Here is a 26,971-nt window from a genome sequence, read left to right as displayed (position 1 = left end):
TAAACGAATTAAACTATAACAAAAATTAAATAACAATACTTATGTCAAACTCAGCTTCAATTCCTAAGCAAAAGGAACTATTCGGACATCCAATTGGACTCTACGTATTATTTTTTACAGAAATGTGGGAACGTTTTTCCTATTACGGAATGCGTGCCATTTTAGTGTTGTATTTAGTGGCAGAAACTAAAAGTGATAATGCAGGGCTTGGATGGACAAACGGAGAAGCTTTGGCATTGTATGGCTGGTACACCATGTTGGTTTATGTGGCGTCTATACCGGGAGGTTGGATTGCCGATAAATTCTTAGGGCAGAAAAAATCAGTTTTATATGGAGGAATACTTTTAGTTGCCGGTCACGGTATTCTGGCAGTAGAGGAAATGTGGGCCTTTTATACCGGTCTAGCCTTAATTATTGCCGGTGTGGGAATGCTAAAACCTAATATTTCTACTATGGTCGGTGGTTTGTATAAGCAAGGTGATATTAGAAGAGATAAAGGATTTACTATTTTTTATATCGGAATTAATGTTGGGGCCTTTTTATCCAGTTTAATCGTTGGATACGTGGGAGAAGTTCACGGCTGGCACTACGGATTTGGATTGGCAGGTATTGGTATGGCTTTAGGTTTAATTCAGTATGTTGCCGGACAAAGATATTTAAAACACGTAGGTAACTTCCTTGGCGAATCGGAAAACGCTTTAGATAAAGAGGCTTTAAATAAGCCTTTAACTAAAATTGAAAAGGATCGGGTAATTGTATTATTTATTTCATTCCTTTTAGTTATCGTGTTCTGGGGGGCATTTGAGCAGGCCGGAGGCTTAATGAACATTTATGCTTCAGAGAAAACCAACAGAATGTTAATGGGCTTTGAGGTACCGGCATCCTGGTTTCAGTCTTTAAATGCCATGTTTATAATTTTATTAGGTACAGGTGTAGCCGGATTCTGGGCAAAGCGCAAACTTCAGGGAAAAGTGTCTACTTCATTATTTAAAATGATTGTAGGACTTATAATTATGGGAACTGGGTTTTTCTTTATGACAGCCGCAGCTGCTCAGTATAGTGCTAATGGCCCTATAGTAGACGGTCATGGTGGTTCGGCGATGTACTGGTTGGTGTTGGCATATATGTTCCATACCGTTGGTGAATTATGTATTTCACCAGTGGCCTTGTCTTACATTACAAAATTAGCCCCAGTAAAGTACGCGTCTTTAATGATGGGGGTTTATTTTGCTATGACTGGTTTCGGAAATAAAGTGGCCGGACTATTAGGTGAAGCTTCAGAGAGTATGGGAGAGTATACTATTTTCACAGGTATTGCTGTGTTTAGTATTGTTTTTGGAATTCTGGTTATGATGTTTAGAAAGAAACTTGAAGTTTTAACTCATGGAGCCGAAGATAATGAACGCACTATTGAAGATGAAACTGAAGGTTACGAACTGGCTGAAAACTAAAATTTATTATTGCATATGAGTAGTACTGTGAAATACAGATTTGAAGGTTCCGAGATGAATCGCAAATTATTGATGGGACATCCGTCGGGATTATTTGTGTTATTCTTTACCGAAATGTGGGAGCGTTTTTCGTATTATGGAATGCGTGCCATTTTAGTATTGTTTTTAACTTCCGCTTTGGTTGACGGCGGTTGGGCCTGGAGTCGAGAAGATGCTTTAGGCTTATACGGAACCTATACCATGTTAGTATACTTTTCTCCTATTTTGGGAGGCTATCTGGCCGATAAATTATTAGGGTATAGAAAAGCTGTAGCTATCGGTGCCTTGATTATGACACTAGGGCATGCTGCGATGGCTTTTGATACGCCTTGGAGTTTATATCTGGGAATTGCTTTACTGGTTGCAGGTAACGGGTTGTTTAAACCAAATATTACATCAATAATCAATGGTGTTTATAAAAATGCTCAGGATAAAAAAGATGGGGCGTTTACCATTTTCTATATGGGGGTAAATGCAGGGTCTTTCCTGGGGATACTTCTTTGTGGCTATATAGGCGAAAAACTAGGCTGGCATTATGGTTTCGGACTTGCAGGAATCTTTATGTTCCTGGGGATGGTACAGTTTTATCTGGCTCAGAATATTTTCGGGCGTATAGGTTTATCACCTAAAGAAATAGCTGCTGATGTTGAGGAACCTGTTAATATTGAAACACAGAGCGAAAAAGTTGAAGAAACAGCCGAGGTGGCTTCTCATGTACAGCGCGATCGTTATATTGTTGTTGGAATACTGGCGTTTTTCACCATATTCTTCTGGGCAGCTTTCGAGCAGGCAGGAGGTTCCATGACTATTTTTGCATCCGATTATACCAATCGTGTGCTGGAGGGCGGCGCTGCAAATGCATTTAGAATAGCCAATACGCTGATTACTATAGTGCCTTTAATGATTATCACTTTTGTGTTGCTTCAGTTATTTAAAATCACGTTCAGTAAATATAAGTTTTCCAACCTGGCTTTGGGGTTAAGTTTTACTATTATCTGGTGTATCGTCATCTGGATGCTTAAAAATCAGTACGCCGATGAATCTACAGAAATACCAGCATCATGGTTTGGAATTCTAAACTCATTTTATATCATTGCTTTTGCTCCGCTGGTTTCTAAAATCTGGGAGAGCAGATTTAACCCGCCGGCAACCGTTAAATTCGGGATGGGATTGGTGCTTTTAGGTGTTGGTTTTGGTGTGTTGGCGTATGGATCATCTACAATTCCACAGGGAGCACAAACGGCATCTGTTAGTATAATCTGGTTAATACTGGCCTATCTGTTCCATACCTTAGGAGAATTGTCTTTATCTCCCGTAGGTTTATCTTATGTGAGTAAATTAGTTCCAGCTGCTAAAATCGGGCTAATGTTCGGGCTTTGGTATATCGCTATCGGACTTGGAAATAAAGCAGCAGGGTCTATGGGAGGTTTAATTGATAAGATTACAGCAGCCTACGATATGACTACATTTTTCTTAATCTTTACCATTGTTCCTATTGTTGCTGGTTTACTGGTTATGGCTTTAACTCCAGTTGTTAAGAAATTAATGCACGGTATTAAATAATACGGTATTAAACTATAATAAAAAAACGCTTCTATTGAAGCGTTTTTTTATTTTGTATATTTAGAACTTAAAAGAAATTAGAAATGAAACATAAGCTGATTATTGGTTTACTGCTGTTGTGTTCATCGTTTGTGACGGCTCAGGAAATTAAATGGGTGTCATTAGGCGAAGCATTGGATTTACAGAAAAAGCATCCAAAAAAAATTATGATGGATGTGTATACAAACTGGTGTGGTCCTTGTAAAATGCTTGATAAAAATACGTTTCATAATAAAGATGTGGTAAACTATGTAAACGAACATTATTACGCGGTAAAGTTTAATGCAGAAGGGAACGAGGAAATAACTTTTAATGATAAAGTTTACAATAATCCCGATTACAATCCGGCTAATGCAAATAGAAGAAATGGAGTTCATAATTTTACGAGGTCATTGGGAGTATCTGCCTACCCAACCATTGTGTTTTTTGATGAAGCTGGACAATTTATTGCACCAATTAGAGGGTATCAGCAACCACGGCAATTGGAGTTGTATTTAAAATTATTTTACAGTGACGACTATAAGACTATGAAAACTCAGGATAGTTTCAATACTTATTATGAAGCTTTCGTTCCAGAATTTTCAGAATAAATTAATGTGTTAATTGAAGATAAAGGCTCCTTTTTCACCCGTGTTGTGAAAAGGGAGCTTTTTGATTTCACACGTTACTTTCCAGCGCTTTATATAAGATTTATAGTTGCTTCCATCGGCAATAATAAGCTTGGGCTTTAGACTGTCAATTACACGGTTTAAATTGATTTTTGGTGAATTCCGAAGTAAAATATATTCAGGAGTAATAGTTTGTACATTGTAAATATTGGTGCTGTCGATAACAAAAAGTGTATGGCTCTTGATGTTGTAGGCTGATGCTAGTTTAGAATAAAGCAGTTGTTTTGAGTTTTTTTGTAAACTGTAATTTTTAAGATTGTAATCTGTTTTTAATGAATCAGAAGTGATATTACTATGCACTTCTAGCGTGTTGTGTGTATTTTTGGTAATTAAGGTATTTCTGGTTTTGTGAAATATGACCCATTCAGTTTTACCTTTTGTAATGGAGTTATAGATAAGAGAAGTCTGAATACCAATAAAACTAAGTAGAAGAAATACAGCCGATTTAAACCGTGGCTTTATACTGAAAAGGATAATACAGCTAATACAAAAGTACATAGCTATTAGGGTGTTGAATTGTATAGAAATATTGTCGAAAATAAAATAGTTTTGTTGTGCTGCCCAATTAATAAATACATTTAAACTTTTAATTAAACCGTTGTATAACTGCCCCAGAACTGAAGGTAGTATTTGAAACCCTGCTAATATTAAAACGAGTAGTCCAAGACCGAGAAGCAGACTTAAAAAAGGAACAACTATTAAGTTTGTAATAAAAAATAAACCGGGAAATTGATGAAAATAAAACAAGCTTAAAGGTAAAACTCCTATTTGGGCGGCAATCGTTACAGTGAGTGTGCTCCAAAGAAATTTTATAATTGAATATTTAGGAATCCAGAGGGCATAAAGTTTCGGTTGAATGGTTACAATGCTAAGAACTGCGAGATAACTTAATTGGAAACCAACATCGAAAAGGTACATCGGGTTTGATAGTAGTAAAATAAAAGCGGAAATTGCAATGGTGTTGTAAATATTGGTTTTTCGGTTCCAGTTTAAAGCGATGGCAATGAGACTAAACATTGTAGTTGCTCGGGTAACCGAAGGTGATAAGCCTGTTAGAAAAGCAAAGCCCCAAAGCAGAATTAAGGTTGTAATAAGTTTTGGTAGTTTTCCATATTTTAAAGAGTGAAGTGGGCTTAAAATGAAATGGATTAGCAAGAGTAATATTCCGACATGAAGCCCGGAAACCGCCAAAATATGTACTACACCTGCTTTGGCATAATTGTCGTATAAAACATCCGAAACATCCTGACGTTGTCCCAATAACAAGGCTGTAATCACTGATAATTCTTCCTGACCAAATTGCGCTTGTTTTAATTGAGAGGTTAAGAAAGTGACGAGCCGGTCTGCTATTCCGTAAACACTTGTTTTATCAGGGGAGATTTTGTATAAACTATTTGAATATGTGGAAATCTGAGCAAAAATGTTTTTGCGTTCTAAATAGGTTTTATAATTAAACTGGCCAGGGTTTAAAGCCTCTGAAATAGGCTTTAGTGCTGAGCTGGTTATGTAGATGTCATCAACATGGGGTGATTCTTTTAGGCTATCTTTATTAATATTTAAAAGAATTTTTCCTGAACAGGTTTCATGGTTTAAAGCCAGAACTCTGGCTTCATATCTATTGTAATATCGGCTGGGTTTCAGCTTTTCTTGAATCTGTAACGTGACAGTTTGTATGGGATTATTGTAATTGGAGTAATGCTGTTTGTATATGCGTTGATTGTGAATTCTAAGAGCAGTTATACCAATGGATGTGGTAAGCAAAAATGCTAGAATTCCAAAATAGGTGCTTTTTGAGAAGTTGTTCCTTTCTGTCAGGTAAAGGATAAACAGCGTAAGTAAGGCAATGAAGCTTAATGAAAAGCACCATAAGAGTGGTATTTGTGTGTAATAACCAATGCAAATACCAAGAATGAGGAAATAGGTGAGTTTTACAATAATAAAGCGATGAACCTTCATTATTGTAAGTTACTGATTTTTATAATATACGGCGCGCTTCTTTAAAAGAATAGTACCAGTATTTTTCTGCAAGAGAGGAGGTTATCACGCCTTTGCTGGTTGTGGAATGAATGAATTCTATACTTCCTGTTCGTGCAGAAATAACCAGGCCGACATGGTTAATGGTTTTCCGCTTAGGGTTGGTTTCGAAAAAGAGCAGGTCGCCGGGTTGTACATCTTCAATTGCTATTTTAGTGCCTTTGCTGGCCATATCTCGCGAACTTCTGGGTAAAGCAATATTATAGGCTCCAAAGCATTCGTAAACTAATCCTGAGCAATCCATACCCGATTTGGTTGTGCCTCCATATTTGTAGCGCACACCTTCAAACTGTTTGGCGTAATCTATAATTTCATTACTGAGTATCACAAGATCATTTTCAGATTCCGGGGCAAGTTCAGCATTGGTTTCATGTGGTTCCGTGGGAATATCGCCTTCAATCTGCTGCACTTCCGAAACAGAGGTGGTTGGAGAAGGACTCTTAACTTTTGTTGATTTGCAACTTGCAATAATTAGTAGGAGGCTAAGTAGGTAAATGGATTTTCGCATGTTAAAAATTTTGTTTTAGGGACTTGAAAATATGTTCAGCAGCTTTCCGACTGGCGCCTTTACCACCTAGTTTTTTTTCTAACTCGTAGTAATTAATAAAGAATTTGGTGCGCTCGTATTCATCCAGAATAATATCCAGTTCGTGTTTGAGATTCCTGGTGTTTAGCTCGTCCTGAATAAGTTCTTTTACCACAGGTTTATCCATAATCAGATTAACCAGAGAGATGTATTTTAGAGTAATAAGGCGTTTTCCTATCTGATAAGATATCCAGTTGCCTTTATAGCATACTACCTGTGGAATTTTAAATAAGGCAGTTTCTAGAGTTGCTGTTCCAGAGGTAACCAGAGCAGCAAAAGAAACGCTTAATAAATCGTAGGTTTTGTTGGCTACAAAATGAACGTTAGGATTGGTAATAAACTGCTCGTAAAAACTGTAGTCCTGACTGGGCGCTCCTGCAATTACAAATTGATAGTCCGGATAGTCGTTAACCACACTTAACATAACAGTAAGCATTTTACTAATTTCCTGTTTTCTGCTTCCCGGTAAAAGTGCTATTATAGGTTTTTCGTTGAGTTCGTGCTGGGCTCTAAATTCATATTCGCTAATCTGAGGCCTGTCGGCAATGGCGTCTATAAGCGGGTGACCCACGTATGTTACATCATAATCAAACTTTTTATAAAAGTCCTTCACAAAAGGAAGTATAACATACATGTTATCGATGTCGTGTTTTATTGCGTGAACGCGTTTGGCACGAGATGCCCAGACCTGCGGAGAAATGTAATAGTTGGTTCTAAATTTATTTAGTTTGGCCCATTTAGCTATACGCAGGTTAAATCCGGAATTATCTATAAAAATAATAACATCCGGTTGGTATGCACTAATATCGGTTTTACAAAAGGCAATGTCTTTAAAGATTTTAGAGAGGTTCATAATAACTTCCGCAAATCCCATAAAGGCGCGTTCTTTATAGTGTTTAACTAATGTTCCTCCTACATTTTGCATAAGATCTCCACCCCAGAACCTGAAGTCGGCATTAACATCTTGTTTTTGCAACGCTTTCATGAGGTTCGAACCGTGTAAGTCTCCGGACGCTTCCCCTGCAATAATGTAGTATTTCATTATATAAACTTATATAGAAATGTTAACAAGGCGATAGCGGCAGTTGCTAATAGTACACCGCGAGCTCTGTAATCTTCTTTCTTTTTTATAAAGATAAAAAAAGCAACTAAATTTAATAAGGCCCCCAGGCTAACTAGTTTTCCTAAAAAGCCTTCAGCATCTGCAGCTTTAATTACGGTTATAGCATCGTCGCCACGACCTAATAAGTTGGCTGCTAAAAATAATCCTATGGCATTGGCAATAATACCAACAAAAAATCCAATGAATACTTCTTTTTTAATCATTAAAATTCCAGGTGTTTAAATGTTTTATGGTTTCGTGGGCTGTTAAATCAAACTGCACCGGTACAATAGAAATATAGTTGTTCGCTAAAGCCCATTCGTCTGTGTCCTCTCCTTTGTCTGGGTTTACAAATTTTCCGGTAAGCCAGTAATAATTTTTTCCTTGCGGATTTTTGCGCTTATCGAATTCTTCTTCCCAGTTGGCCATGGCCTGTCTACAAATGCGAATACCTTTTATGTCTTTTTTTGAGACATTAGGAATGTTTACATTTAAAACGACGCCTTTGGGTAAGCCTTGTTTTAAAGTGTTCTCTGTAATGGTTTTTATAAAGTCTCTCGTGTGTTCGAAATTTGCATTCCAGTTGTAATCCAATAGTGAAAACCCAATGGCAGGAATGCCTTCCATACCGGCTTCAACTGCGGCACTCATGGTACCCGAATAAATGACGTTAATCGAGCTGTTGGAACCATGGTTAATACCGGAAACACAAAGGTCTGGTTTGCGTTTTAATATTTCTTTTACTCCTAATTTCACACAATCGGCAGGGGTTCCGGAACAACTGTATTCCGTTTGTGGGCCATCGTCTATAGTCACTTTTTCAACATATAATGTTGAATTTACGGTAATGGCGTGTCCCATGGCGCTTTGCGGACTGTCTGGAGCCACAACTACAACTTCTCCAATAGTATTCATAATAGAGATTAAAGTTCTGATTCCGGGTGCGGTAATACCATCGTCGTTAATTACCAAAATAAGAGGTTTTTTAGCCATAATTACAGTGTAAAATTGCATGGCTAAAATACATAAAATCTAAAGGAAATCTACGTTTTATAGGGTTTAACAAAAAAATAGGGGCAATTGATTTTTATTGGCATGGTTTTTTCTCTACTTTAGTGAAAAATATATTATGCATCTCTATAGGCTTATGAAAAGGAATTATAAATATTTAGTCTTATTACTACTTTTGGCGTTTGCGTCCTGTAGTTTCACAACCAAAACATTTACCAACCCCGATAAGGATAAATTATTAATTCAGATTATAACTCACGTATTGGAAACGGCTCATTTCGATCCTAAAACTATCGATGATACGTTCTCTGAAGAAGTGTATGCTAATTATCTGGAAGCGCTGGATCCGTTAAAGCGTTATTTTTATGAGTCGGATATTAAAGAATTCGAGAAATATAAAGACGTTATAGATGATCAGTTAAGAGAATTCGATATATCATTTTTCAATTTAACTTACGAACGGTTAAATAAGCGTATCGAAGAGTCTAAAGCTATGTATAAAGAGGTTTTAGCAACACCTTTTGATTATACTATTGACGAAGAATTTAATTCAGACTATAAGGAAACGACTTATGCTAAGAATAAAAAGGAATTAAAAGACCGTTGGAGAAAGCAGTTAAAGTTTACGACTATTACTAATTACGACGATATACAGACCGATGAGCACCTTAAAAAACAAAAGGAGCCAAAGCATAAGTTAAAGAGTAATGCTGAAATGGAAGCCGAAGCTCGTGCATCTACTTTAAAGAATATAGATAACTACTATACCGATTATATAGATGATTTACAGCGTAAAGACTGGTTTGCGATGTATGTAAACGCAATAGTGGAAGAGTTCGATCCGCATACGTTTTATTTTGCGCCGGAAGATAAAGATCGTTTCGATCAGCAAATGTCTGGAAAGCTGGAAGGTATCGGAGCCAAGCTTCAAAAGAAAATGGATAATACTAAAATCGTAGAGCTTATTTCAGGAGGTCCGGCATGGAGAAGTAAAAAGCTTGAAGTTGGCGATATTATTGTAAAAGTGCGTCAGGAAGACGAAAAAGAAGCGGTTAATATAGTAGGCATGCGTTTAGACGATGCTATTAAATATATAAAAGGCCCAAAGGGAACCAAAGTAAACTTAACAATTAAGAAAGTAGATGGTTCTTTTAAAGAGGTAGTGCTTGTTAGAGATGTTATTGAGTTAGATGAAACCTATGCCAAGTCTTCTATTGTAAAGAAAGACGGCGCAACTTATGGCGTGATTAATCTGCCTAAGTTTTATGTGGACTTCGAAAACTACAATAATAGAAATGCAGCTTCCGATATTAAAAGAGAAATAGACAGGTTAAAAGAATCCGGTATGGAAGGTCTTGTAATCGATCTTCGAAACAACGGAGGAGGATCTTTGCAAACTGTAGTTGATATGGCCGGATTGTTTATAGAAGAAGGTCCTGTAGTGCAGGTGCGTTCTACAGGAGGGCCAAAAGAAATATTACGGGATACCGATCGTTCTATCGAATGGGATGGTCCTATGGTAATTCTGGTTAACGAATTATCGGCCTCTGCATCCGAAATTCTTGCGGCTGCAATGCAGGATTATAAACGTGCTATAATAATAGGTAGCAAACAAACTTATGGAAAAGGTACCGTGCAAAACGTTTTAGATCTAAACAGAATTGTGCGTAATAACAGTAGTGGCGATTTAGGAGCTTTAAAATTAACTACTCAGAAGTTTTACCGAATCAATGGAGGTTCTACGCAGTTAGAAGGAGTGAAAAGTGATGTTACTGTGCCGGATCGTTATAGTTTTATCGATATAGGTGAAAAGGACCAGGAGAATCCGTTGCCATGGGATAAAATCGCAGCAGCAGACTATACACAATGGGGGAATTACTTCGATTATGAATCTACGGTACAAAAAAGCAAAGACCGTATGAGTAATAATCCGCAGTTGAAATTAATTGAAGAAAATGCAAAATGGATTAAACTAAAAATGGATGAAAATACCTTTAGTTTAAACTATGAAAAATATAAAGCGCAATTAGAGTTAAACAACGAAGAAGCCAAGCGTTTCGATAAAATTTCAGATTATAAATCTGATTTGACTTACGAATCGTTACCTTATGAAAAGGAGCTGTTTGCAAATGATTCTGTGTTAAAAGAAAACAGATCACGCTGGCACGAAAGTCTAACTCAGGATGTGTATATGGAAGAAGCAGTACATGTGCTTGAAGATTTAAAAATGACCTACGCTATTAAGAAGATGGCATCTGCCGAAATGAAAAATTAATAGTGCATGGGTAAAACACAGTCGTTAAAAGACTTAGCGCTCCAAAAATTTAAACACGATTTTTGGGGCGTTTTTAGTTTAGCTTTTGTTTTGATTGTCGGGTTAGTGGCAATTTTTGCTTATGTTCTTGCTCCTGATGATTCTCAATATGCCAATCAGATGCATTTGGCTATCCATTCTAAAAAGCCGGGCTTTAAAGTAGCAATGCTCAGTATGCCGTCTCACCAGAAAGATAACCAAACTCGTTTTGATAAAGTATTTTTTGGTGTAAAAAATACAGATACGGAAATACCATTGTCTTCTTATAATATTGAAAACAATCAGTTGCATTACGTTGAGTATGCTTCCGATGGTTTAAAAGGAGAGGAAAAGGAGTTGAGCTTATCTGATTATACTTCCGAAGAAATTTCAAACTTAATAGCGGAGCGAACCTTTTATCTGGGCACCGATAAATACGGGAGGGATGTGTTAAGTCGTGTATTGGTTGGAGCCAGAATTTCTTTTTTTATCGGTTTTGTAGCGGTGTTTATTTCTTTAATTATAGGGGTGTTTTTAGGCAGTCTTGCCGGATATTATGGGGGAAAAATAGATGCCATGATTATGTGGATTATTAATGTTACCTGGTCTATTCCAACGTTATTATTGGTGATAGCAATAACTCTGGCTTTGGGTAAAGGATTCTGGCAGGTATTTATTGCTGTAGGTTTAACTATGTGGGTAGAAGTGGCTCGTGTTGTACGCGGGCAGATTATTAGTGCTAAGGAGATGCAGTATGTTACGGCTGCCAGAGCTTTAGGTTATACAGATAGCAGGATTATTTTTAAGCATATTTTACCTAATATAATGGCTCCGGTAATTGTTATATGTGCAGCGAATTTCGCTTCAGCGATATTAATAGAAAGCGGACTTAGTTTTTTAGGAATTGGAGCGCAACCACCAATGGCAAGCTGGGGTGCTATGATTAAAGATCATTACAACTATATAATATTAGGAAAACCGTATTTAGCACTTATCCCGGGACTTTGTATAATGAGTCTTGTAATGGCCTTTATGCTAATTGGAAATGCCCTAAGGGATGCTTTGGATGTTAAGGCTTAATCCAGCTTTAAATTAGAATTGGTATTGTCTATATAATTTAAAAGCTCTTCTTTTCCGATTTCTTTAGAGGATGACGTAATAAAGTAATTAGGCATGTCTTCCCAGGTTTCCATTAAAATATCTTTATAAGCGTTAATATGGTTTTCTATCGCCTTGGGTTTTAATTTGTCGGCTTTTGTGAATATAATGGAGAAAGGAATTCCATTTTCTCCAAGCCACTGCATAAATTCTAAGTCTATAGGTTGTGGGGTGTGTCTGATATCTACCAGAACAAAAGCAGAAATTAATTGTTCGCGCTTAGCGAAATAGGCTGTAATAAACTTTTGGAAAACCTTTTTGGTGCTTTTAGATACACGCGCATAGCCATAACCCGGTAAATCTACCAGATACCAGTTTTTATTAATTAAAAAGTGATTAATAAGCTGTGTCTTTCCTGGACGCCCCGATGTTTTGGCCAGACTTTTTCTGTTGGTTAGCATGTTTATAAGGGATGATTTGCCAACATTACTTCGACCTATAAATGCATATTCCGGCAATCTGTCTTTCGGACATTTTGCGACATCAGAATTGCTCATTACGAATTCTGCAGATTTAATTAACATGATGCTTTATAGTTTTCTTTCGGTTAACCAAGTGCTTAAAATGGTGTTGAATTCGTCCGGATGTTCCATCATGGCTGCATGTCCGCATTTGTCAATCCAGTACAGATCAGAATCAGGTAATAGTTGATTAAATTCATCGGCAACCTCCGGTGGTGTCACAATATCATTTTTTCCCCAAATAATACAGGTGGGGATATTCATGTTGGGGAGATCTTTAGCCATGTTGTGTCTTATGGCACTTTTTGCAATAGCTAATGTTTTTATCAGTTTGTTTCTGTCGTTTACGGTTTCGTAAACTTCATCTACAATGTCTTTCGTTGCAACCGCTGGATCGTAAAATACATCCTGAGCTTTCTTTTTTATGACTTCGTAATCACTTCTTTTAGTGTATCCGCTGCCCATAGCACTTTCGTATAATCCGGAACTTCCGGTTATAATTAAAGCTTTTACTTTTTCCGGGTACAGTTTAGTGTGATATAGTCCTATATGTCCTCCAAGAGAATTTCCAAGAAGAATAACCTCTTCGAAACCTTTAAAGGCGATAAAGTCATGCAGATATTTAGCGAAACTTTTTACGTTCGTTTTTAATAAACTCATGGAGTAAATTGGGAGTTCAGGGATTAGAATTTTATAACCTCTTGAACTGAAAAAATCGGTAACTGCGTCAAAATTACTTAAGCCACCCATTAGTCCATGAAGTACGATGATTGGTTGACCTTCTCCTACTTCTATGTAACTAAATTTGTTCTCTTTTTTTAAGCGATGCGTCATTAATTATTCATTGTCGTCAAAAAACAAATATAGGTATTTCCTTTGTATAATGGGCAATTTAATGCGATTCCGTTAAAATGTTTTCAGGTAGAGATATCAACAATTTTAACACTATGGCTTAGGGGACTTTTAAGCGATTTAATATCAGGATCTAAAGGGGCTTTGAGGTGGTTGGTGTGTATGCTAATAGGTTGATTATCGAAAAATTATCAACAAAGTGGTATATTGTGGTAAAAAGTGGTATATTTTTCAATATATTTGAAAAACAAAGAATCTAATTCCCAGAAATTGTTTTGAACTCATTAATAGGAACATACGAATGCAAAGTGGATGCGAAAGGGCGTCTTATGTTGCCTAGTCCGCTGAAAAAGCAGTTGAGTGATGTTTTGGAAGATGGGTTTGTGTTAAAGCGTTCTGTGTTTAATTCCTGTCTGGAATTGTATCCGATGCAGGAGTGGAATGTGTTAATGCAAAAAATTAACAAACTTAACAGGTTCAAGAAAAAGAACAACGATTTTATTAGAAAGTTTACTGCGGGTGTAAAGTTGCTTGAAGTGGATGGGACAGGGCGTTTGCTGATACCGAAAGATCTTGCGGTTTTTGGTGGGATTTCAAAAGAGATAGTAGTGGCTTCGGCTGTTAATATTGTTGAAATCTGGGATAAGGATAAATATGAACAAAGCATAAGTGGTTCGGCTGATGATTTTGCTGATTTAGCTGAAGAGGTTATGGGACAAGACGATGAAGAATATGGAATATCATAACCCGGTTTTACTAAAGGAGACTGTTGATGGTCTTAATATAAAAGAGGATGGTGTGTATGTGGATGTAACCTTTGGAGGTGGCGGACACAGCAGGGAGATTTTAAGGCGACTGGGGCCGAAAGGTCGATTGTATGCGTTTGATCAGGATGCTGATGCCTTGGAAAATGCAATAGATGATAGTCGCTTTCAGTTGATCCATGAAAATTTTAGATATATAAAACGGTTTTTAAGGTTTTATGGAGTAAAAGAAGTGGATGGTGTTCTTGCTGATTTTGGAGTGTCTTCGCATCAGTTTGATGTTGCAGAGCGTGGTTTTTCGACGCGATTTGAGTCTGATCTCGATATGCGAATGAATCAGAATAATAAGCTGTCTGCGTATCATGTGGTTAATGAGTATGAAGAGTCTCAGCTTAGAGATGTACTCTGGCAGTATGGTGAGTTACGGTCTGCTCCGGCAATGGCTAGAGAAATTGTAAGTGGTAGAAATCCGGATCCGATAGTGACCAGTGAGCAGTTGAAAGCAGTGTTGAAGCGATTTTTGCCTGCAAGAAAGGAAAATAAAATATTGGCTCAGATTTATCAGGCAATACGAATAGAGGTGAATCAGGAGATAGAAGTGTTGAAGGAGTTTCTGTTGCAAACGCCGGAGATATTAAAGCCTAAAGGGCGGTTAAGTTTTATTTCGTATCACTCTTTAGAAGATAGGTTGGTGAAACGCTTTATAAGAAGCGGGATGTTTGAAGGGGAGCCTGAGCGTGATGTCTTTGGGAATTTTGAAGTTCCGTTAAAAAAAGTAGGCGGGTTAATAGTTCCGACAAGAGAAGAAATTAAAATTAATAACAGGGCGCGTAGTGCGAAATTGCGAATTGCAGAAAAACTATGAAAAAACGGTTTTATAGCATATTAAAAGGAACCTTTTTGGTAAGCGATAATTCTTATAAGAATTGGAGGGCACTGATTTTTGGTTTTTTTCTGGCATTTGTAATGATTGCGAGCTCTCATCGTGCGGACAAGAAAGTGCATGAAATAGCAAGACTCAATAATGAAGTTAAGGAGCTTAGGTCGGCTTTTGTAGATGGGCGGTCCAGGTTAATGCGGCTTAAAATGGAGTCTTCGGTAGTAAATAAAATGGCGGTTAAAGGTTTGGAGCCTTCGGAAATTCCGCCAAGAAAAATTAAAGTTAAATCTAAAAGGTAAGTTCTGGCTTGGCAACTAACGAGAAGAACATAATTAGGCGATTGTATTTTATAGCGGGATGTATGTTCCTTTTTGCTATAGCTGTTATGTTTAAATTGTTTTCTATTCAATTTATTCATGGGGAGAAATACAGAGGGCTGGCAGAAAAAAGAGCTGTTAAAACGGTGGTGATTCCTGCGAATCGTGGAAATGTTTACGATTCGGAAGGGAGTTTGCTGGCGACTTCGGTGCCTAAATACGATATTAGATTTGATGCGCTTACGCCTACTTCAAAAACATTTGAAAAATATTTAAAACCACTCTGCGATTCTCTTGCTGTTTACGGTAAGAAATCGTCTGCTTATTATCAGAAAACCTTACGTCAGGCCAGAGCTAATAAAAACAGATATCATTTACTGGCTCGAAATATAGGGTATTCGGATTATATCCGTCTTCGTAATTTTCCGTTGTTAAATCTTGGGGCTTTTAAAGGCGGTTTAATTGTAGAACAGAATACTAAGCGAGAGCATCCAATGGGAGGCATTGCGGAGCGTACCATTGGTTATGAGCGGATAGATGATCAGGGGAATGTTACGCGTCCGGGGATAGATGGTGCTTTTGGAGTGAAATATTTGCGTGGTACAGATGGTAAGCGTTTAAAGCAAAATATAGGTAAGGGGCAATGGAAGCCTATTGCAGATTACAACCAGGTGGAGCCTAAAGATGGCTATGATGTGTATACTACTATAAATGTAAATATTCAGGATATAGCGCATCATGCGTTATTGAAGCAACTGGAGTATTACGAAGCAGATCATGGGTGTGTGATTGTGATGGAAGTGGAAACTGGGGAAATTCGTGCTATTTCGAATTTAGGTAGAACTAAAAACGGTAATTATTACGAAAAGTTAAACTATGCGGTGGGAGAGTCGCATGAGCCGGGCTCTACGTTTAAGACGATGGCGCTTATGGCAGCTTTAGAAGATAAAGTGGTGGACACAGCCACGGTTATTGATACAAAAAGCGGAAAAAAACGGTTTTACGGGCGTACAATAACAGATTCTCATCATGGTGGATTTGGTAAAATTTCTGCGGCCAGAACTTTAGAGGTGTCCTCAAATATTGGGTTGGCAACAATTATTGATGACGGGTATTCTAAGCAACCGTACAAGTTTTTAAATCATATAAAAGAGTGGGGGTTGACTAAACCTTTTGGTATTTCCATTATCGGTGAAGGAGAGCCGGTTATTCCTGAGCCAGGGCATGCAAAATGGAGTAAAAATGCTTTGCCGTCTATGGCTTATGGTTATAATATGGAATTAACGCCATTGCAGACATTGACTTTTTATAATGCTATTGCAAATGATGGTGTGATGGTGAAGCCTCGATTTATCAGAGAGGTTAAAGAGTTGAATAAGGAAATCGAAACGTTTGATAAAACAGTGATTAACGAAAAAATCTGTTCAGACAAAACTTTGGGAGAAATACGTGAAATACTGAAAAATGTTGTGGTTAGAGGAACCGGGAAATCGTTATATAATCCGTATTTCTCTATGGCGGGTAAAACAGGAACGGCTCTAACCGAGTACTGGATGAAAGACTGGAAATCGTCGCCGCGTTATGTGTCTTCTTTTGCGGGGTATTTTCCGGCAGATCACCCAAAGTATTCCTGTATTGTGGTTATTCATAAGCCGAGTACAAAAAAAGGTTATTATGGTGCGGATGTTTCCGGACCGGTATTTAAACGTATAGCGCAGAAAATATTTACAGATACGCCTATTATAGATGAAGTGGAAAGCCTGGAAGTAGCAGATGAAGCTATAAATAAGGAGTTCGAAGGCTTCTATAAAACGGCACAAACCTATAAAACCATAATGCCAAAAGTAGTTGGTTTACCGGCTATGGACGCTATAGCTTTATTAGAGAATTTAGGTTTAAATGTGGAGTTTTCCGGTTTAGGAAAAGTAAAACGTCAGTCTATTCCTGAGGGGCAAAAAATTAAGAAAAATCAAAAAGTTGTTTTAGAAGTATCGTGAGTTTACTAAAAGACATATTGTATAAAGTGCCAATAGATGCTGTTGTTGGGAATACCAATGTGCAGGTGGCTCATATTCAGTTCGATTCTCGTCTTGTGGCATTGAACGATGTTTTTGTAGCTATCAGTGGTACGGTTGCAGATGGTCATAAATTTATAGATAAGGCAGTTGCGCAAGGTGCTTTAGTTGTGGTTTGTGAGCGCATTCCGAAAAATAAAGTCAATGGTGTAACTTATGTTCAGGTGGTCGACACGAAAACGGCTCTGGCGATAATGGCTTCAAATTTTTACGGGAATCCTTCTGAAAATTTAAAGCTGGTTGGTGTTACTGGTACTAATGGAAAAACAACTGTTACTACGTTGTTGTATCAGTTGTTTAAAAAAGCGGGCTATAAAGTAGGTTTGTTATCTACCGTAAAAATTCTGGTAGACGATGCCGAGTATAAAGCTACGCATACCACGCCGGATTCGCTAGCTATAAATAAGTATTTGAGTTTAATGGCTGATGCGGGTGTGGAGTATTGTTTTATGGAAGTGAGTTCGCATGGCATTCATCAAAAAAGAACTGAAGGGCTTCATTTTGTAGGTGGTGTGTTTACTAATCTTTCTCACGATCATTTAGATTATCATAATACATTCGCCGAATATCGTGACGTTAAAAAATCATTCTTTGATCACTTGCCTAAAACGGCTTTCGCTTTGGTGAATGCAGATGATAAAAATGGGGCTGTGATGTTACAAAATACCAGGGCTAAGCAATTTTCTTATGCCTTGAAAACCTATGCTGATTATAAAGCGCAGATTCTTGAAAATCAATTTACAGGTTTATTGCTGAAAGTGAATGATAGTGAGGTTTGGACGCGATTAATCGGTGCTTTTAACGCTTATAATTTACTGGCTATTTATGGTGTGGCCGAATTGCTTGGTTTAGAAAAACAAGAGATTTTAAGGTTGATTAGTAGTCTGGAAAGTGTGAGTGGCCGATTCCAGTATCTGATTTCTGAGACTAAAATTACTGCTATAGTGGATTATGCACATACTCCGGATGCTTTAAAAAATGTATTGGAAACCATAAACAGTATTCGCACTAAAAATGAAGAGTTAATTACTGTTGTAGGCTGTGGTGGAGATCGTGATAAAACCAAACGTCCTAAAATGGGAAATATCGCTGCGACTTTAAGTACAAAGGTGATTTTTACCAGCGATAATCCCAGAAGTGAAGTTCCTGAAGCTATTATAGAAGATATAGAAGCTGGTGTGGAACCGCAGCATTTTAAGAAAACCATGTCTATAGTAGATAGAAAACAGGCAATTAAAACAGCTTGTCAGTTAGCGAATTCAAACGATATTATTTTAATCGCTGGAAAAGGGCATGAAACCTATCAGGAAATTAAAGGAGAGCGTTTTGATTTTGATGATTTTAAAATTGTAAAAGACTATTTAAAACAGTTAGAAAAATAATATGTTATACTATTTATTCGATTATTTAGAAAAGCAATATCAATTTCCGGGAGCTTCGCTGTTTGGGTTTATCACCTTTCGCGCGGCAATGGCAATTATATTGTCTTTACTTATTTCGACCATTTACGGGAAGCGTATTATTGGATTTCTGCAAAAACAGCAGGTAGGGGAAACTATCAGGGATTTAGGCCTGGAGGGGCAGGTAGAAAAAGCTGGTACCCCAACTATGGGTGGTATTATAATTATTCTGGCAACACTTATTCCGGTGCTTTTGTTTGCAAAACTGGATAACGTTTATATCCTCTTGCTGATAGTTACAACGGTATGGATGGGGGCTATTGGTTTTGTAGACGATTATATTAAAAAATTTAAAAACGATAAGGAAGGCTTAAAAGGGAAATTTAAGGTTTTAGGTCAGGTAGGTTTAGGTGTCATTGTAGGAACGACCTTGTATTTTCATCCGGAAGTTACCATTAAAGAAAAAATGCCTGTGGTACAGCAGGAAGTGGTAGTTACTGAAAGTGGGCAAACCAGGCAGTTTAAGCCTGAAGAAAAATCGACTAAAACTACAATTCCTTTTGTTAAGTCTAACGAGTTCGATTATGCCGATTTAATTACCTGGATTAATCCGGGGTATGCAAAATATGCCTGGATACTTTTTATTCCTATTGTTATTTTTATAATCACAGCGGTATCTAACGGGGCGAATTTAACCGATGGGATAGATGGTCTGGCGGCTGGTACATCTGCTATTATAGCATTAACCCTAGGGATTTTTGCCTGGGTATCGGGTAATATAATTTTCTCAGATTACCTGAATATAATGTACATACCACGAGTAGAAGAAATTACAATTTATATAACAGCGTTTGTTGGAGCCTTAATAGGGTTCTTGTGGTATAACACGTATCCTGCGCAAGTGTTTATGGGAGATACTGGAAGTTTAACTATTGGAGGAATAATAGCTGTTATTGCTGTAGCTGTACGCAAAGAGTGGTTAATACCGGTATTGTGCGGGATTTTCCTGGCTGAGAATTTATCGGTGGTGCTACAGGTGAGTTACTTTAAATATACTAAGAAGAAATTCGGAGAAGGTAAGCGCATTTTTAAAATGTCGCCTTTACATCATCACTATCAGAAATCGGGCTATCATGAAAGTAAAATTGTAACCCGTTTTTGGATTGTAGGAATAATACTCGCTATAGTGTCTATAGTGACCCTGAAAATAAGATAGTATGAAGCGTCTGGTTATTCTTGGAGGAGGAGAAAGTGGTGTGGGAACAGCGCTTTTAGGGAAAGCAAAAGGATACGATGTTTTTGTGTCCGATAAAGGAAAAATAAAACAGAAGTACAAAGATGTTCTTTTAAATAATAAGATAGATTGGGAGGAAGAGCAGCATACAGAAGCTAAAATTCTCAATGCAGATATTGTAATGAAAAGTCCTGGCATTCCGAGCACCGTGAATCTAGTTGGACGATTAATAGCAGCCGGCATTCCCGTGATTTCAGAAATTGAGTTTGCTTCTCGATTTACACATGCAACTATTGTTGGAATCACAGGGAGTAACGGTAAAACAACAACGGCTTCGTTAACGCATCATATTTTAAAACAGGAGCTGGAGGTTGGACTTGCAGGTAATATTGGTGATAGTTTTGCGAAGCAATTGCTGGAAAAGAATTACAGGAATTATGTGTTGGAGATTAGTAGTTTTCAGTTGGATGATATTGAAACTTTTAAGCCGAAAATTGCTGTAATAACCAATATAACTCCAGATCATTTAAATCGGTACAATTACGATTTTGATGCTTATGTGGCAGCGAAATTCAGAATAGCAATGAATCAGACAGCTGATGATTATCTGATTTATGATGCCGATGATGAAGTTCTGGTGAACTGGTTAGAGATACATCCGGTAAAATCAACCTTGCTACCGTTCTCATTGGTGAAACCTATTGAAAACGGAGCGTGTTTAGAAAATGAAAATATAAAAATAACTATAGATAACAATCATATAACTATGCCTACAAAAAATTTAGCCTTAGAGGGTAAACATAACATTAAAAACGCCATGGCAGCCTCGACTGTGGCGCACTTATTAAAAATAAGAAAACAAACGATAAGAGAGAGTCTGGAAAATTTTCAGGGGGTGGAACATCGTTTAGAGCATGTTTTAAAAATTAATAAAGTGCAGTATATAAACGATTCTAAGGCAACTAATGTAAATGCGACATATTATGCTTTGGAGAGTATGACTGCTCCAACGATATGGATAGTAGGTGGTGAAGATAAAGGGAATAATTACGAAGAATTGTTTCCGTTTGTAAACGAAAAGGTAAAAGCTATTATTTGTTTGGGTGTGAACAACGAAAAGTTGTTACAGCACTTTAGTAATATGGTAGATGTTATTGTAGAAACGCAGTTTATGGCAGAGGCTGTAAAGATTGCTTATAAGCTGGCTGAATCGGGTGATAATGTATTGTTATCTCCGGCTTGTGCAAGTTTTGATTTGTTTGAAAATTACGAAGATCGCGGAAGACAATTTAAAGAAGCAGTTAGAAATTTATAATGCAGGAATTTTTTAGAAACTTAAAAGGAGACAGGTCTATTTGGGCTATAGCAGCTTTACTGGCGATATTTTCGTTTTTGCCGGTATATAGTGCGGCTAGTAATCTTGCCTATATGGGCGGGAGTGCATCTACTTTTACGTTTTTTCTTAAGCATTTTATGCATTTAGTGTTCGGTTTCGGAATTATGTATGGCGTGCATAAAATTCCGTACCGATATTTTAGAGGTTTGTCTATAGTTATGATACCTGTGGTTCTGGCGTTACTTGTAATTACTATGTTTCAGGGAACCACAATTGATGGGGCAAATGCCAGCAGATGGATACAGATTCCGCTGGTGAATATGTCCTTTCAGACCTCTACATTTGCGGCTGTGGTTTTAATGGTTTATGTGGCGAAATACATGTCGAAAATGGCCGATAAAAAAATTTCGTTTCAGGCCTCAATTTTTCCACTTTGGATGCCGGTTTTCTTTGTACTTATGTTAATTTTGCCGGCTAATTTTTCTACGACGGCAATTATCTTTTTAACGGTATTGGTTTTGGTGTTTTTAGGAGGTTATCCTATAAAATATTTAATGCTGATTGTTGGTGCCGGTGTACTTGGTCTTGCTTTGTTTGTGTTGACAGCAAAGGCATTTCCAGATCTTATGCCAAACCGTGTGGATACCTGGATAAGCCGAATTGAAAATTTTAGCAACGGTGAGGATACCGAAGAAGATTATCAGATAGAAAAAGCAAAAATAGCAATAGCTTCTGGAGGAATACAGGGGATGGGCCCGGGTAAAAGTATTCAAAAGAATTTTTTACCTCAGTCGTCTTCAGATTTTATTTATGCCATAATTATTGAAGAATACGGGCTTATTGGCGGTGTTATTCTTATGGTTATTTATATGTGGTTATTATTTAGAATAATAATTGTGGCACAAAAGGCACAGACTGTTTTTGGTATGCTGGTGGTGCTTGGTGTAGGATTGCCAATTGTAGTGCAAGCTTTAATTAATATGGCTGTAGCGGTAGAGTTGTTTCCGGTTACAGGGCAAACACTGCCTTTAATAAGTAGTGGGGGAACCTCAATCTGGATGACCTGTTTTGCTATAGGTATAATTTTAAGTGTAAGCACTAAGAGCGAAGAAGTAAAAGAACAAGAATTAGATGAAGATAATCCGTTAGATATTCTGGCGGAGGCAGTATAAAATGAGTAAAAACTATCGTATCATATTATCAGGAGGTGGCACAGGCGGGCATATTTACCCGGCTATAGCTATTGCAAACGAAATGAAGCAACGGTATCCCGATGCTAAATTTCTTTTTGTGGGGGCTAAAGATAGAATGGAGATGGAAAAGGTGCCTCAGGCGGGGTATGATATTGAAGGCTTGTGGATTTCTGGAATACAACGGGAATTGACCTTAAAAAACTTAATGTTTCCTTTTAAGCTTATTAATAGTTTGTTTAATGCCCGAAAAATTGTTAAACGTTTTAAACCGGATGTGGTTATAGGAACCGGAGGTTTTGCCAGTGGTCCTATATTACAGGCGGCTGCAGGTAAACGTATACCAGCGTTAATTCAGGAGCAAAATTCTTTTCCAGGAATTACAAATAAACTACTGGGAAAAAAGGTGCAGAAAATATGTGTGGCCTATGATGGGTTGGATCGCTTTTTTCCTGCGGGTAAAATTATAAAAACCGGAAATCCGGTGCGTCAGAGCTTGTTGAATATCGCTTCAAAACGCGAAGAGGCTAAGGCCTTTTTTAATCTGGTTCCTGATAAAAAGACCTTATTAGTTATTGGCGGGAGTTTAGGAGCGAAACGTATTAACGAACTGTTGAAAAAGGAACTGGATTATTTGCAAGTGCGTAATGTTCAGATTATCTGGCAATGTGGTAAGTTGTATTACGAGACCTATAAAATTTACAGTCATACGAAGCACGTACAGGTGCATGCCTATTTAAACGATATGGATTTAGCATATGCGGCGGCAGATATTATCATATCACGAGCTGGAGCAAGTTCTGTTTCAGAATTGTGTATTGTAGGTAAGCCTGTCATTTTTATTCCGTCACCAAATGTGGCAGAAGATCATCAGACTAAAAACGCGATGGCTATAGTTGAGAAAAATGCTGCCGTTTTAATAAAAGAAAGTGATCTCGAAGTAGATTTTGAAAATAAGTTTTCACTGCTGGTAGAATCGAAGGAAAAGCAGGAGCAGTTAGGAAAGAATATTAAAAAGCTGGCATTGGTAAATGCTACAAAAGATATAGCAGACGAAGTAGAAAAGTTGTTACAGAAGTAATGGATTTAAAAGGTGTACATAACGTGTATTTTATTGGTATAGGCGGCATAGGCATGAGTGCTTTGGCGCGCTATTTTCATGCCAATGGAAAACAGGTTGCTGGTTACGATAAAACACCATCGCTGGTTACCGAAGCCCTTGAGGTTTTGGGTATAGCTGTACATTTTGACGATTCAGTTGCTAATATAGATGACCGCTTTTTAAACTACGATACAACTTTGGTAGTGTATACGCCAGCGATTCCAAAGGATAATAAAGAGCTGGTTTATTTTAAAAACAATAAGAGTTTTACGGTTTTAAAACGATCAGAAGTTTTAGGGCTGATTACAGAAAATACATTTTGTTTTGCTGTTGCGGGGACGCATGGTAAAACCACAACAACCAGTATTCTGGCGCATTTGCTATATGAATGTAATGTGCCGTTAACAGGGTTTTTAGGCGGGATTAGCGAGAATTATAATTCCAACTTCATTTCTAAAGGCACTGAAGTTTCAGTTGTGGAAGCAGATGAATTTGATAGATCGTTTTTAACGCTATCTCCGGATATGGCCTGTATTACATCTATGGATGCCGATCATCTGGATATTTATGGTCAGGCAGAAGCTTTGCAGGAATCGTTTGTTGATTTCTCTAACAGAGTAAAGCCAAAGGGGAAGTTGTTTGTTAAAAACGGATTACCAATTAAAGGATTAACCTATGGTCTGGAAGACGATTCAGACTATGTGGCTCAAAATATTAGTGTACATAACGGTAGTTATGTGTTCGATTTAAAAACACCTACTACTGTAATTAAAGATTTGCAATTTAACCTGCCTGGTAGACATAATCTGTCGAATGCATTAATAGCCTTGGCGATGGCTGTCGAGTATGGTTGCCCTCACCAGCAGCTCGCCAAAGCTTTAGCATTCTATAAAGGGGTTAAAAGACGGTTTACATATCATTTAAAAACCGAGAATCTGGTTTTTATAGATGATTATGCGCATCATCCGGAAGAAATTCATGCCGTGCATCAGGCGGTAAGAGAAATGTATCCGGGTAAAAAAGTGCTGGCAGTTTTTCAGCCACATTTATTTAGCAGAACCAGAGATTTTGCAGAGGATTTTGCAAAACGCTTGTCTCAGTTTGATGAAGTGGTGTTACTGGATATTTATCCTGCAAGAGAATTGCCTATAGAAGGCGTAACATCGGCTTGGCTATTAGATAAAATAGAGAACGATAAAAAGCAGCTGGTTACAAAGGATGAGCTGGTAAATACGATTAAAACAAGCGATGCTCAGGTGGTAATAACCCTTGGAGCAGGCGATATAGGAACTGAAGTAGAACGCATAAAACAGGTATTAAATGGCATTTAAAATACATTGGGGTTCTGTTAAGTTGGTAGTATTGCTTGTGGTGGTGCTGTCTCTTTTTGCTTTTGCTTCGGTAAGAAACGGACAGCGAAAAGTGTCGCAGCCGGAAATTAGTTTTTTAGGAGACAACAATCTGTTTATCACCCATGAAACTGTTAGTAAGTTGTTAATACAAAATGAAGCAGACCCTTTAAACTTGGAGAAAGAAGCTTTAGATTTGAATAGATTGGAGTTTGCCCTGAATTCTAACCCTATGATAAAAACTGCTGAAGTGTATGTAGGTGTAGACGGATTACTTAAAGCAGAAATTGAACAGAAAAAACCTATTGCGCGCGTTCGCGCTGCTACGTCTTATTATTTAGACGATGAAGGAGGTTATATGCCGCTATCGTCTAATTATACAGCTCGAGTACCTTTTGTTGTTGGTCATGTTGAAAAAAATAACTTGAGTAACGTTTTTAAAATTGCTCAGAAAGTTTATAATGATGCATTCTTAAAGAAACATGTGGTCGAGATCCATCAAAATAAAGACCAATCCGTTTCTTTAAAATTAAGACAATACAGTTTTAACGTGTATTTAGGACAATTAAATCAATTAGATAAAAAAATAAATAATCTAAAAGTGTTTTACAAAAAGGCTATGAAGGAACATACGCTTAATGATTATAGTACTATTAATTTGCAATTCGACAATCAAGTGGTGTGCACCAAAAACTAAACTATGGAACATAATATAGCAGTTGGATTAGATATTGGAACCACGAAAATTGTGGCCATGATTGGGCGTAAAAACGATTATGGAAAATTAGAAATACTGGGTATTGGCCGCTCTAAGAGTTTGGGTGTGCATCGTGGTGTGGTAAGTAATATAACCCAAACCATACAGTCTATACAACAGGCTGTTCAGGAAGCAGAAGCAGCTTCCGGAACAAAAATAGAAGGCGTAACCGTGGGTATTGCCGGTCAACATATTAGAAGTCTGCAGCACAGCGATTACATTACCAGACCCAATTCTGAAACGGTAATTGACGATAGCGATATCGATAAGTTAATCAATCAGGTGCACAAGCTGGTAATGCTTCCTGGAGAAGAAATTATTCATGTTTTACCACAGGAATATAAAATAGACGGACAGTCCGAAATTAAAGAGCCAATTGGTATGCACGGTGGCAGACTGGAAGCTAATTTTCATGTGGTTGTAGGGCAGGTGTCTTCAATAAGAAATATCGGGCGTTGTATTAAAAGTTCAGATCTGGAACTGGAGCGTCTTACACTTGAACCATTAGCTTCAGCTAATGCGGTGTTAAGTCAGGAAGAAAAAGAAGCCGGAGTAGCTTTGATCGATATCGGTGGTGGTACTACCGATTTAGCTGTTTTTAAAGATGGAATCATCAGACATACCGCTGTAATACCTTTCGGAGGAAATGTCATTACCGAAGATATAAAGGAAGGCTGTTCTATTATTGAAAAGCAGGCTGAATTATTAAAAATTAAGTTTGGATCGGCTTGGCCCGGAGAGAATAAGGATAACGAAATTGTGTCTATTCCTGGGTTGAGAGGTCGTGAACCAAAAGAAATTACCCTTAAAAATTTATCTAAAATCATTCACGCTCGTGTAGTAGAAATTATTGAGCAGGTATTTTTAGAAATTAAAAATTACGGGCATGAAGAACAAAAGAAAAAATTAATTGCGGGTATTGTATTAACCGGAGGAGGGGCTCAGTTAAAACATTTAAAACAATTGGTGGAATATATCACCGGAATGGATACCAGAATAGGATATCCTAACGAACACCTGGCAGGCGATAGTAACGAAGATATTACAAGTCCGTTATACGCTACCAGTGTTGGATTGGTTTTAGACGGATTAAAGCATCAGGAGCGTAAGCGCAAAGAAGCTGTTATTAAGGAAGAGCCAAAACCGGAGGAGATTTCAGGTGCAGAAGGCGGAGCGCAAGAGGAAACAGAAGCGCCGAAACAGGAAATACCACCAGTAAGAAGAGAACGTAAAAACTTTTTAGACAAGTTTACAGATAAAATTAAAGATTTTCTGGATAACGCAGAATAATACTAACGACCACTAATATT

Annotated in this window: 24 protein-coding genes; 17 read left to right on the top strand and 7 right to left on the bottom strand. The window is 37.6% G+C overall.

The window, feature by feature from the left end:
• Nucleotides 1-41 precede the first annotated feature (41 nt).
• From I3217_RS10375 to I3217_RS10365, 3 genes are all read left to right on the top strand, one after another.
• The gene (locus tag I3217_RS10375; protein ID WP_435049691.1) at nucleotides 42-1,451 is read left to right on the top strand and encodes a peptide MFS transporter; all 1,410 of its coding nucleotides are present in this window, start codon (nucleotides 42-44) and stop codon (nucleotides 1,449-1,451) included.
• Nucleotides 1,452-1,466: 15 nt separating this feature from the next.
• On the top strand, nucleotides 1,467-3,053 hold the full coding sequence (locus I3217_RS10370; protein WP_435049690.1) for a peptide MFS transporter: 1,587 nt from the start codon (nucleotides 1,467-1,469) through the stop codon (nucleotides 3,051-3,053).
• Between the two features lie 83 nt (nucleotides 3,054-3,136).
• A complete protein-coding gene (locus I3217_RS10365; protein WP_435049689.1) occupies nucleotides 3,137-3,682 on the top strand; it encodes a thioredoxin family protein in 546 nt (181 codons plus the stop codon).
• A 9-nt stretch (nucleotides 3,683-3,691) separates the two neighbouring features.
• Here the strand turns inward: I3217_RS10365 and I3217_RS10360 are convergent, their stop codons facing one another.
• From I3217_RS10360 to surE, 5 genes are read right to left on the bottom strand one after another with little or no spacing between them, the layout of a single operon-like run.
• Nucleotides 3,692-5,716, bottom strand: coding sequence for a ComEC/Rec2 family competence protein (locus tag I3217_RS10360; protein WP_435049688.1), 2,025 nt, complete (start codon nucleotides 5,714-5,716; stop codon nucleotides 3,692-3,694).
• Between the two features lie 19 nt (nucleotides 5,717-5,735).
• Entirely contained in the window at nucleotides 5,736-6,302 is a 567-nt protein-coding gene (locus tag I3217_RS10355) for a C40 family peptidase (protein ID WP_435049687.1), read from the bottom strand.
• 1 nt (nucleotide 6,303) lies between these two features.
• Nucleotides 6,304-7,422: a lipid-A-disaccharide synthase gene (gene lpxB / locus I3217_RS10350; RefSeq protein WP_435049686.1), complete on the bottom strand. Its 1,119-nt coding sequence runs from the start codon at nucleotides 7,420-7,422 to the stop codon at nucleotides 6,304-6,306.
• Nucleotides 7,422-7,706, bottom strand: coding sequence for a hypothetical protein (locus tag I3217_RS10345; RefSeq protein WP_435049685.1), 285 nt, complete (start codon nucleotides 7,704-7,706; stop codon nucleotides 7,422-7,424). The genes lpxB and I3217_RS10345 overlap by 1 nt, the downstream gene beginning before the upstream one ends.
• Nucleotides 7,699-8,475 carry a 5'/3'-nucleotidase SurE gene (gene surE, locus I3217_RS10340; protein ID WP_435049684.1) on the bottom strand — a complete coding sequence of 259 codons (777 nt, stop codon included), beginning with the start codon at nucleotides 8,473-8,475 and terminating at the stop codon, nucleotides 7,699-7,701. The genes I3217_RS10345 and surE overlap by 8 nt, the downstream gene beginning before the upstream one ends.
• A gap of 154 nt (nucleotides 8,476-8,629) precedes the next feature.
• On the opposite strand from surE, the gene I3217_RS10335 reads away from it, so the two are divergent.
• Nucleotides 8,630-10,768, top strand: a complete 2,139-nt coding sequence (locus tag I3217_RS10335) for a carboxy terminal-processing peptidase (RefSeq protein WP_435049683.1) — start codon at nucleotides 8,630-8,632, stop codon at nucleotides 10,766-10,768.
• Between the two features lie 6 nt (nucleotides 10,769-10,774).
• Complete coding sequence (locus I3217_RS10330; protein ID WP_435049682.1) at nucleotides 10,775-11,866, top strand: ABC transporter permease; 1,092 nt, start codon at nucleotides 10,775-10,777, stop codon at nucleotides 11,864-11,866.
• Here the strand turns inward: I3217_RS10330 and yihA are convergent.
• Together yihA and I3217_RS10320 are read right to left on the bottom strand one after the other, a co-directional pair.
• Nucleotides 11,863-12,468, bottom strand: coding sequence for a ribosome biogenesis GTP-binding protein YihA/YsxC (yihA, locus tag I3217_RS10325; RefSeq protein WP_435049681.1), 606 nt, complete (start codon nucleotides 12,466-12,468; stop codon nucleotides 11,863-11,865). The two genes, I3217_RS10330 and yihA, sit on opposite strands and share 4 nt — an antisense overlap.
• 6 nt (nucleotides 12,469-12,474) lie before the next feature.
• Nucleotides 12,475-13,239, bottom strand: coding sequence for an alpha/beta fold hydrolase (locus tag I3217_RS10320; RefSeq protein ID WP_435049680.1), 765 nt, complete (start codon nucleotides 13,237-13,239; stop codon nucleotides 12,475-12,477).
• A 293-nt stretch (nucleotides 13,240-13,532) separates the two neighbouring features.
• Here I3217_RS10320 and mraZ point away from each other — a divergent pair, with 293 nt between their 5' ends.
• From mraZ to ftsA, 12 genes are all read left to right on the top strand, one after another.
• Complete coding sequence (gene mraZ, locus I3217_RS10315; RefSeq protein ID WP_435049679.1) at nucleotides 13,533-14,003, top strand: division/cell wall cluster transcriptional repressor MraZ; 471 nt, start codon at nucleotides 13,533-13,535, stop codon at nucleotides 14,001-14,003.
• The gene (rsmH, locus tag I3217_RS10310) at nucleotides 13,990-14,886 is read left to right on the top strand and encodes a 16S rRNA (cytosine(1402)-N(4))-methyltransferase RsmH (RefSeq protein WP_435049678.1); all 897 of its coding nucleotides are present in this window, start codon (nucleotides 13,990-13,992) and stop codon (nucleotides 14,884-14,886) included. The genes mraZ and rsmH overlap by 14 nt, the downstream gene beginning before the upstream one ends.
• Entirely contained in the window at nucleotides 14,883-15,200 is a 318-nt protein-coding gene (locus tag I3217_RS10305; RefSeq protein ID WP_435049677.1) for an FtsL-like putative cell division protein, read from the top strand. Before rsmH ends, I3217_RS10305 begins: the two co-directional genes overlap by 4 nt.
• 62 nt (nucleotides 15,201-15,262) lie before the next feature.
• Nucleotides 15,263-17,215 (top strand): penicillin-binding protein, encoded by a 1,953-nt coding sequence (locus I3217_RS10300; RefSeq protein WP_435050301.1) that lies wholly within the window; start codon nucleotides 15,263-15,265, stop codon nucleotides 17,213-17,215.
• Nucleotides 17,212-18,675 (top strand): UDP-N-acetylmuramoyl-L-alanyl-D-glutamate--2,6-diaminopimelate ligase, encoded by a 1,464-nt coding sequence (locus I3217_RS10295; RefSeq protein ID WP_435049676.1) that lies wholly within the window; start codon nucleotides 17,212-17,214, stop codon nucleotides 18,673-18,675. Before I3217_RS10300 ends, I3217_RS10295 begins: the two co-directional genes overlap by 4 nt.
• A gap of 1 nt (nucleotide 18,676) precedes the next feature.
• A complete protein-coding gene (gene mraY / locus I3217_RS10290; protein WP_435049675.1) occupies nucleotides 18,677-19,909 on the top strand; it encodes a phospho-N-acetylmuramoyl-pentapeptide-transferase in 1,233 nt (410 codons plus the stop codon).
• 1 nt (nucleotide 19,910) lies between these two features.
• The gene (murD, locus tag I3217_RS10285) at nucleotides 19,911-21,242 is read left to right on the top strand and encodes a UDP-N-acetylmuramoyl-L-alanine--D-glutamate ligase (protein ID WP_435049674.1); all 1,332 of its coding nucleotides are present in this window, start codon (nucleotides 19,911-19,913) and stop codon (nucleotides 21,240-21,242) included.
• On the top strand, nucleotides 21,242-22,435 hold the full coding sequence (locus I3217_RS10280; protein ID WP_435049673.1) for an FtsW/RodA/SpoVE family cell cycle protein: 1,194 nt from the start codon (nucleotides 21,242-21,244) through the stop codon (nucleotides 22,433-22,435). Before murD ends, I3217_RS10280 begins: the two co-directional genes overlap by 1 nt.
• Nucleotide 22,436: 1 nt before the next feature.
• The gene (gene murG, locus I3217_RS10275; RefSeq protein WP_435049672.1) at nucleotides 22,437-23,534 is read left to right on the top strand and encodes an undecaprenyldiphospho-muramoylpentapeptide beta-N-acetylglucosaminyltransferase; all 1,098 of its coding nucleotides are present in this window, start codon (nucleotides 22,437-22,439) and stop codon (nucleotides 23,532-23,534) included.
• Nucleotides 23,534-24,886: a UDP-N-acetylmuramate--L-alanine ligase gene (gene murC, locus I3217_RS10270; protein WP_435049671.1), complete on the top strand. Its 1,353-nt coding sequence runs from the start codon at nucleotides 23,534-23,536 to the stop codon at nucleotides 24,884-24,886. The genes murG and murC overlap by 1 nt, the downstream gene beginning before the upstream one ends.
• On the top strand, nucleotides 24,876-25,601 hold the full coding sequence (locus I3217_RS10265; protein WP_435049670.1) for a cell division protein FtsQ/DivIB: 726 nt from the start codon (nucleotides 24,876-24,878) through the stop codon (nucleotides 25,599-25,601). Before murC ends, I3217_RS10265 begins: the two co-directional genes overlap by 11 nt.
• Nucleotides 25,602-25,604: 3 nt before the next feature.
• Nucleotides 25,605-26,951: a cell division protein FtsA gene (gene ftsA, locus I3217_RS10260; RefSeq protein WP_435049669.1), complete on the top strand. Its 1,347-nt coding sequence runs from the start codon at nucleotides 25,605-25,607 to the stop codon at nucleotides 26,949-26,951.
• Nucleotides 26,952-26,971: the final 20 nt, after the last annotated feature.

The organism is Formosa sp. S-31, assembly GCF_051172795.1.
In the GTDB taxonomy this organism is placed as follows: Bacteria; Bacteroidota; Bacteroidia; order Flavobacteriales; family Flavobacteriaceae; genus Formosa.
Note: the sequence above shows the minus strand (reverse complement) of the source record. Positions and strands in the feature narration are given on the sequence as shown.